Below are 7,537 nucleotides of genomic sequence, written 5' to 3'. Positions count from 1 at the left end.
CTGGGGCGCAGGTTGCATCTATGATTAGTTTACCGCGATTGGGTGACTCATTTTTGGCGTCCGAATCCTTTTTTTTTTCGGGTTTGACAGGCGTGATTTCTCGCATTTTTTCAACCAGGCGTTCGTTCACTTTATTAATTAGGTTGGCACTGATTCGTTGCCGAAAGTGTACTAAGAGGGATGGGTCAAATGCGAGTTCGTTGCTGTAGCTTGATTGACCGATGAAGTATTGTAGATAGGGATTTTCACGGATCTGTTCTACTGTTTCACTCGGAGCTAATTCCTAATTTTTCTTTAATAATTAATGCCCCCAATGCCATCCTAAAGGATTTAGCAGGGGCCCCCTTTTCTGTGGGGAAGTTGGCCGCATATTCTGATTCAAATTCAGACCACGGGATTATTTGGGCCATTTTTACCCAACGGTTATCTGCTGACAACTTTCCACATGAGGGGAGTTCAAAGTCGGAGGGTGAGGGGGAAGCAAGCTCAGCTTTTCGGTACACGTTCGCAGATGGTGATGCACGGGTTTTGCTCTATTTTACCTGTTTTTTTTGCACCTGACTTGCATCGCACCAGTTCTTAACCCATGCCACGTCAAGTGCGACCGATATATTCAGCAAGCCCTATTTATTGGTCATCAGGCGATTTTAGATTTTAGATTTTAGATTTTAGATTTTAGATTTTCAACAGTCATTAGTCATTAGTCATTAGTCATTAGTCATTAGTCAACAGTTAACAGTCATCAGTTAACAGTCATCAGTCAACAGTTAACAGTCAACAGTCAACAGTCAACAGTCAACAGTCAACAGTTAACGGCTCTCCTGAACTTATGGTTATAAGTTTATCTAATCAGAAAAGCAAGCTAATACGCGATTCCTAAAATTATTAAAATTAGAAAAACCATACCCTTGCCGCATTATCAACTTAATCCGATTGTTGATTCCTGACATGACTCCACTTGTGGTGCGATGAAGAAAGTAGTTGCAAATACCCTCAAAATGATTCTCAATTGTTGATGCAGATTCTCTAAAAAATACTTGTGCATGATTTAGCCATTCTTTGATTTTTGTCTGCCCTTCTTTGACCGTCAAATTAGTCTCATATATTTCTCTAAATTTTTCTTTCATCTCATACGCAATTCGCAAACATTCGGATTTTTCTAGTATTAATTCTAATTTATAAATCTGCTCTTGATTCAAATTTACTCGATTACTTAATAATAAATTTTTACTTTGCCTGTCTGTTATTCCGGCTGCTCTACGTAACTTATTTACGTCTTTGTTAACTACTTTCATTACATGAAAACGATCAATAATAACTTTGGCGTTTGGGAATACTTTTTTGATAACTTTAGGGAATCCTCCCCACATATCAACACTCACTTCCTCAACTTGTTTACGAACTTCAATTGGTTGTTCTATAAGGACTTCAATGATTTCTTCACAGCGATGAGAATCAATCATCTCAATTAAATTACCTTCGCCCAGGTCACTCACAACAGTCACAAAATTTCCTTGACATGAGCGCATACTTATCTCGTCGAGACCAATTCGTTTAACCCGTTGCCAATTCGGTTTTTTTTTGAGGGTGTTTACCTGCTCAAATATTCCTTTTATTTCGTCATAACTCAGTCCTTCTTCTCGTCCAATTTGCTCCATGCTCGATTGTTTGACACGCTCATAAATATCTTGTTCATATCGTTGAGTATGCCGTCTTTTAACGTCCAAAAAATCTAATTTTTCTGTGGGATACCGTTGACAAAAAGGACAGTAAAACTGCCGTCGTGGGATTTTTAGATATACAGGACGACCAAAAACCGACAAATCTCTTACTAAAATTGGTCGATTTTGATGCAGTTTTTCGGTAGGATTGTTACAATGATGACAAACAATTCCTTCTGATGAAATGCTCAGTCCCAAGAAAATTTTTCCCTCAACTTGAGTACAAGTTTCAACCCTGACTCCAGGCAAGGCTAATAGATAGTCTAGATGGAAGCTCATAACGGTAAATGTATTAGTAGGTACATTTTACACCATAAACTCAGGAGAGCCCAGTTAACAGTCAACAGTCAACAGTCATCAGTCAACAGTCAACAGTCAACAGCCAACCGTTCACAAATTATGAATTTTGGCGGCAAATCCCGAATACAGAGGTGTAGCCGTGCAGAAATGTGCTGCCGCCGACTGGGCCGATTTCGCCGTTGCAGAAAAAGCCGCTCAGCGGGATGTTTTTGAGGTATCGGCCGAACAGTCGGGAGTCAAAGTTCGATTCGCCGTAAAGCCCTTCACCGCGCCCCAGACAAGAGAACATCAAGGCGCCGGCGCTGGAGGTACCACTGTACTCGGCGGCCCGCTGATAGCGATCGAGCAGCATTTCTAGGTCTTCTGCGGAGGTTCGCGCGTCCCGCAGGTGAAATTGGATGCGCTGTCCGGGACGGACTCGATCGCCGATCGCAATTGCCCCCACTTTCGGATCTACTCCCAACAGATTGCGGATTAAAAAATCTCCCGGCTCTAATGTCAGCTTGAATTCATCGCTGACTAAGCCTACAAATAACGAGTGCTGCGCTAATTCTCGGTCTTCTTCGCTCAAAGTTTGAACTAACTCTCGCAACGCCTCTAAGGGCGATCGCTCGATGCCCGCGCTGCCCGTATCGTCGGTTTGTTCTTCGAGTTTGAGCAAAATATTCCGCTCTCCTTCCGTCACCCGATAAGGATGCCCGATCGGCCTGCAGCCTTGAGCGACGATCGTTTCCAAAACTATATTGCCGCTCAAAGCTACCCCAACCGTCCCTTCTCGGTAAAGCTGATAGTCGCAAAACAGCGCCGCGCCCCTGCCCGCACCGTCCCCCCCGGCGAGCCCCCCTACCTTTGCCGCGCCCGGATAGGCATAATCTAGCCCTTGCAGCAAATCGTTAATTTTTGCGGAAAAGGGGTCTGCCAAGATGATGAACTGCGGTTCTTCCTGGGCCGGCACGCCCAAGAGATCCACCCAAGTATCCGGGGGACTGTCTAAGTCGGGCAGTTCTTCTGCACCGACGTGAAAAGTTCTGACATTCACTCCCGGCAAATGGGCCAGACTGAGGCTGACTGCGGGAGATCCCTCGACTTCTTCGGTGATGCCGCCCCGGTTCGTGCCGATGACTCCTCCCCCGCCACAGCCCAGGATCGCGGGCACTGGCAGCAGTTCTCGGAGTAAAGGCATCAGCCGAGAATACTCGCTGGCAAAGGCAGACGAGATAAATATCAGCGCTAAATCAGCCGGGCCTTCTAGGTCGCGATCGGCTTGTTCTATAACTTCTTTGAGGGCGGATTCCAAAGAGGGACGGGTTGATAAAGCGCTGACCCATTGCATTTGGTTTTGGGTGTACATAAGGCAAACTTCTCTATAAAACTATCTCTATACATTAGGCTAACCGGAACTGGCCACTGGGGGGACGGTATTCTTGGGCGATCGATTCCCCATCGATTGCCGTTCTTGTGTTAACATAAGTTAACATGAGTGTCCCATTAATCTGTTTGGTCTTAAATGCCGTATTCAGCTAAATCTTAAAAGATAAAGCTCAATACAGTTTGACACACCAACCTCGTGTAATGTTTTCATCAAAAGTAAGGTCAGCTCGACCTACATTGATGCCTGTGGACTAGAATCCGCCTACGGGCTAGTAAAGCAGGAAGTAGAGACGGCTGCTGCGCTCGCAGTTATGGATGGTTTCTCTCTGGGCTGCTGCAACAGCAGCGCATCTCAAGCTATTATTAGCTGGGGTCGCCAGACCGAAACAGCAAATCCAACCCAAACTAACATCCAAAAAGAAAACCTTTCTTACTTAATAAGGTCAACGACCCAGGTCTAAAGACACGCTCGCTTCGAGCCTAAGACTTAAACCACAGTTGACCAGCCGTATACTTTAGAAGTCTACGTTTTTTGAGTTATGACACCAAGCGGCTGCTTAGCTAGTCCCTTGCTCTGTCGTTAACGGTTAGCGCGACTTGAAAAGGTTGTTTAGTTTGAGGAGCCTACTCCTCTAGGGGATTCACACCCTCTACCCTCACGTAAAAGACTCTTATAGAGTTCGGTCACGCCCAAGTAAGTAATGAAACAGGCGGAGTGCAGACCACGGAAGTAACCCTTACTGGAAGCCTAATCTGGTAAGGAGCAAGAGGGAGTTTTTCTATGATGAACACTCGTGAACTGTCATTTAAACTGCGTCATAACGAAGGGAGCCAAATAGGGCTGATAGGCTCTAACCAAAAAGGTAAGCGGGTAGATTTAATATTTAATCGTTATTAAATCGTGTGAATACAATTCCCGCCGCAGAATAGACAGCATCTAAGGAAGAACAGACAACTAAACGATACAACAAGGTAAACCCTACAGAGTCTAGAAGAGGTCGAAAACTTCTAGTAAGTCTAAGGTAACGAAGACCGAAATCTCTGGAGGGTAGAGGATGGATGAAAAAGCAAACGCTAGTTTGTAATGAACTAGATAGAGGTTCAAGATTTGCCTCTGACCGAAAGGAATAGCAGACTTCATCTGGGTCTTATACGAAAAGACAAAATGTCAAAGAAACCAAATCTGAGGACAAGTTAGATGGGGGCAGTAATGTCAACAAACGGACTGAAGAAACAGCTAGAAGACTGGAGCCATATTGAATGGCAAAAGGTCAACAAACTTGTTAGGAATCTACGACAAAGAATCTTTCGTACTCGAAAACTTGGTAACTTCAAAACTCTTAGGAGTCTACAGAAGTTAATGCAACGAAGCTACGCAAACTTATTACTATCTGTTCGGCGTATCACCCAGACCAATAAAGGCAAAGCAACGGCAGGAATTGACAAAGAAATTATCAATACCCCAGCGCAAAGGGTGACTCTGGTAAATACTTGGAAGGGGGGAAATCTCCAACCAACCAGAAGGGTGGAGATACCAAAACCTAATGGAAAGAAACGACCGCTCGGAATCCCAACCGTGCGCGACAGAATCGAACAGGCAATAATTAAGAATTCACTAGAACCCGAATGGGAAGCCGTGTTTGAGCCAAATTCCTATGGCTTTAGACCTGGTAGAAGTTGTCAGGATGCCATTGTACAGAACGTCAATAGAGTTCTGCCTAGAAGATATGGAAGTAATGACAAATGGGTACTAGAAGCGGACATTCGAGGATTTTTCGATAATATTGCTCATGAATCTATCCTGAGCCAGATTAGTAACTTCCCCAAAAGAAGTCTTATCCAAGGATGGTTAAAAGCTGGATTCTTCTTTGAAGGAAAATTAAATCCAACAGAGATGGGTACACCACAAGGTGGGGTTATCTCACCCCTACTTGCCAATATAGGATTGCATGGATTAGAAAATTACATAAAATCCACCAACCCAAAACTCGGCGTGGTCAGATATGCTGATGATTTTATTGTCACAGCTAGAGACAAAGGAAGTCTCGAAAAAGCCCAAATCCAGATTCAACAAGGGTTATCAAAAAGAGGACTCGAATTAAGCGCGGAGAAGACGCTAATCACGTCAATGGATGATGGTTTTGATTTCCTTGGATACAACCACCGCCATTACAATGGCAAATTGCTAGTCAAACCCTCGAAGAAGAAAGTCTTAGACTTTTGTAAACGAATCGGGAAAGAAATAAAGGCAATGAACGGAGTAGAACAGGAGGAGGTCATTAGAAAACTCAATCCAATTCTTCGAGGTTTTGCTAACTATTACAAAGGACAAGTTAGCAAGGAAACCTTTGGATATATCTCATGCCGGGTATGGCAATACCTATGGCAATGGGCAAAGCGTAGACACCCACAGAAAAGCGCAAAATGGGTTCGGAAACGCTACTTCAAGACCATAAATGGCAATACATGGACATTCGCTACAACAACTAGCGACCGCCGAGGGAAAGAGAAATATTTAATCCTCTACCCGATAGCATACACACCCATTGAACGCCATGTAAAGGTCAAGGGGGAAGCGTCACCGGATGACTCCTCTCTAAAGGAGTATTGGGATAATCGCCACCAAAAATACGGTAAGAGCTACTGGGTTAAAAATTCTCGGAATTACAAAATCGCTCAAAACCAGAACTGGAAATGTCCAACTTGTGGCGAACCTCTATTCAATGGAGAGGAAATAGACACCCATCACATAATCCCTGTTTCTCAAGGCGGACGAGACGACATCGAAAACCTTCGGCACTTGCACAAAACGTGCCATAATCAGGAACACTCAAAACCCAAGTTTTCCGAGCTTGAAATAAGGCTTGAGCCGGATGAGTGCGAAAGCCTCACGTCCGGTTCTTAGGGGAGGGGAGAGCGGTGACGCTCGAACCTTACCCGGCAACATCTTTATTTGGGTTAAGGACGTGCCGTTAGCCGAACAAGCTCACTAAACAAAGGCGCGTGCTAACATTACCTAGAAATAGGTCGGGGACAACCATATTCTCCTACACTTTCCTACCAACAATTTTTATGACAACAACACCCGCAGGCAACATCCAAGAAAAAATTGAAGAAGAACTAGAAAGCGCTCGTACCGTCTGTGACCTCAAGGGCGCCACTTCCGGGGAATGCGCGGCGGCGTGGGACGCAGTTGAAGAACTGCAAGCAGAAGCTTCCCACCAAAAGCAAGTCAAACCTAAGAATTCTTTTGAAAAATTTTGCGACGACAATCCTGACGCTGCTGAGTGCCGCATCTACGAGGAATAAACGAGCCATTTAGCTCTATCCCTTTTCTCCCGCGCCGAAATCTAACTTTTGGCGCGGGAGAATTTTATTTGAGGGGTTGAGCCTTTAGGTAATGGCGAGATTTGCCCTCTATCCCCATACGGTTCAAATCCGCCAGCTTCCCCCTCGCCCCCCAAGGGGGACAAGAATTGGCTCTTGCGTCCCCCAAGGGAGGCGAGGAGGGGAAGGAGATATCTGAGGAATAAACAGTTTTAACTCAAGCGTATTGCCGTCTATCGTGTCTCAAGTAGCCTTCAAAGCGCGCCAAGTACCTTAGAAAAAATAGCAGTAACTAAAACATTAAGACCGTGTTCTGGTTGCTGATTTTTTAGCATTTTTGTAGTAAAATTTGTGACAAATAAGTGAGTATATTTTCCCAAAGATGTTGAGTCTTTTATTGGCAGCCACCGGGCCTTGGTTTCAACCGCTAGTCTGGATGCACTATCGGTTATCTGTGTTATATTGTTTCTGTGCCTTCATTCACGCTATGCACACAGCTCGATTCACCGAGGATTGCTAGAAACTTGATAGAAGGCTAAAACCCTTACAGAACCTTGAAAAAACAATATGTACGCTAAATCACAAGCAACCCCTGAGACGATCAAAGTACAGTCCGATAACGGTTCACTCCGGTTACAGTTCAGTACCAAGTACAATCCCATTTTTGGGGGGAAGCGAAAGCATCAGGGCTTAGGGATGAAGGATACTCCCGAAAACTGGCAAAAGGCGATCGCTATCGCTTGGCGGATCGAAGGAGCCAACAACGTTTAAGGTTAGTTTTGCTGGGTTTTATGCTAATAATTGAATCAATTTGTTAA

At 44.6% G+C, this 7,537-nt stretch carries 5 protein-coding genes and 1 pseudogene; 3 read left to right on the top strand and 3 right to left on the bottom strand.

The window, feature by feature from the left end; all coding sequences use genetic code 11:
- The 3 genes and pseudogenes from QUB35_RS12230 to QUB35_RS12220 form a co-directional block, all read right to left on the bottom strand.
- Positions 1-503 (bottom strand): annotated as a pseudogene (locus QUB35_RS12230) (transposase); the annotation flags it as partial.
- 342 nt (positions 504-845) lie between these two features.
- Positions 846-2,000, bottom strand: a complete 1,155-nt coding sequence (locus QUB35_RS12225; protein WP_333142157.1) for an ISL3 family transposase — start codon at positions 1,998-2,000, stop codon at positions 846-848.
- A gap of 118 nt (positions 2,001-2,118) precedes the next feature.
- Positions 2,119-3,372 (bottom strand): FIST N-terminal domain-containing protein, encoded by a 1,254-nt coding sequence (locus tag QUB35_RS12220; RefSeq protein ID WP_333142156.1) that lies wholly within the window; start codon positions 3,370-3,372, stop codon positions 2,119-2,121.
- A gap of 1,218 nt (positions 3,373-4,590) precedes the next feature.
- Here QUB35_RS12220 and ltrA point away from each other — a divergent pair.
- From ltrA to QUB35_RS12205, 3 genes are all read left to right on the top strand, one after another.
- Entirely contained in the window at positions 4,591-6,297 is a 1,707-nt protein-coding gene (ltrA, locus tag QUB35_RS12215) for a group II intron reverse transcriptase/maturase (RefSeq protein ID WP_333142155.1), read from the top strand.
- Positions 6,298-6,464: 167 nt separating this feature from the next.
- Positions 6,465-6,701: a Calvin cycle protein CP12 gene (locus QUB35_RS12210; RefSeq protein ID WP_190662788.1), complete on the top strand. Its 237-nt coding sequence runs from the start codon at positions 6,465-6,467 to the stop codon at positions 6,699-6,701.
- 585 nt (positions 6,702-7,286) lie between these two features.
- Positions 7,287-7,490 (top strand): Arm DNA-binding domain-containing protein, encoded by a 204-nt coding sequence (locus tag QUB35_RS12205; protein WP_333142154.1) that lies wholly within the window; start codon positions 7,287-7,289, stop codon positions 7,488-7,490.
- The last annotated feature ends 47 nt before the right edge of the window (positions 7,491-7,537 follow it).

The organism is Microcoleus sp. B13-B6 (assembly GCF_036705405.1).
GTDB lineage: Bacteria > Cyanobacteriota > Cyanobacteriia > Cyanobacteriales > Microcoleaceae > Microcoleus.
This window is presented reverse-complemented; position numbering and strand designations above follow the sequence as displayed.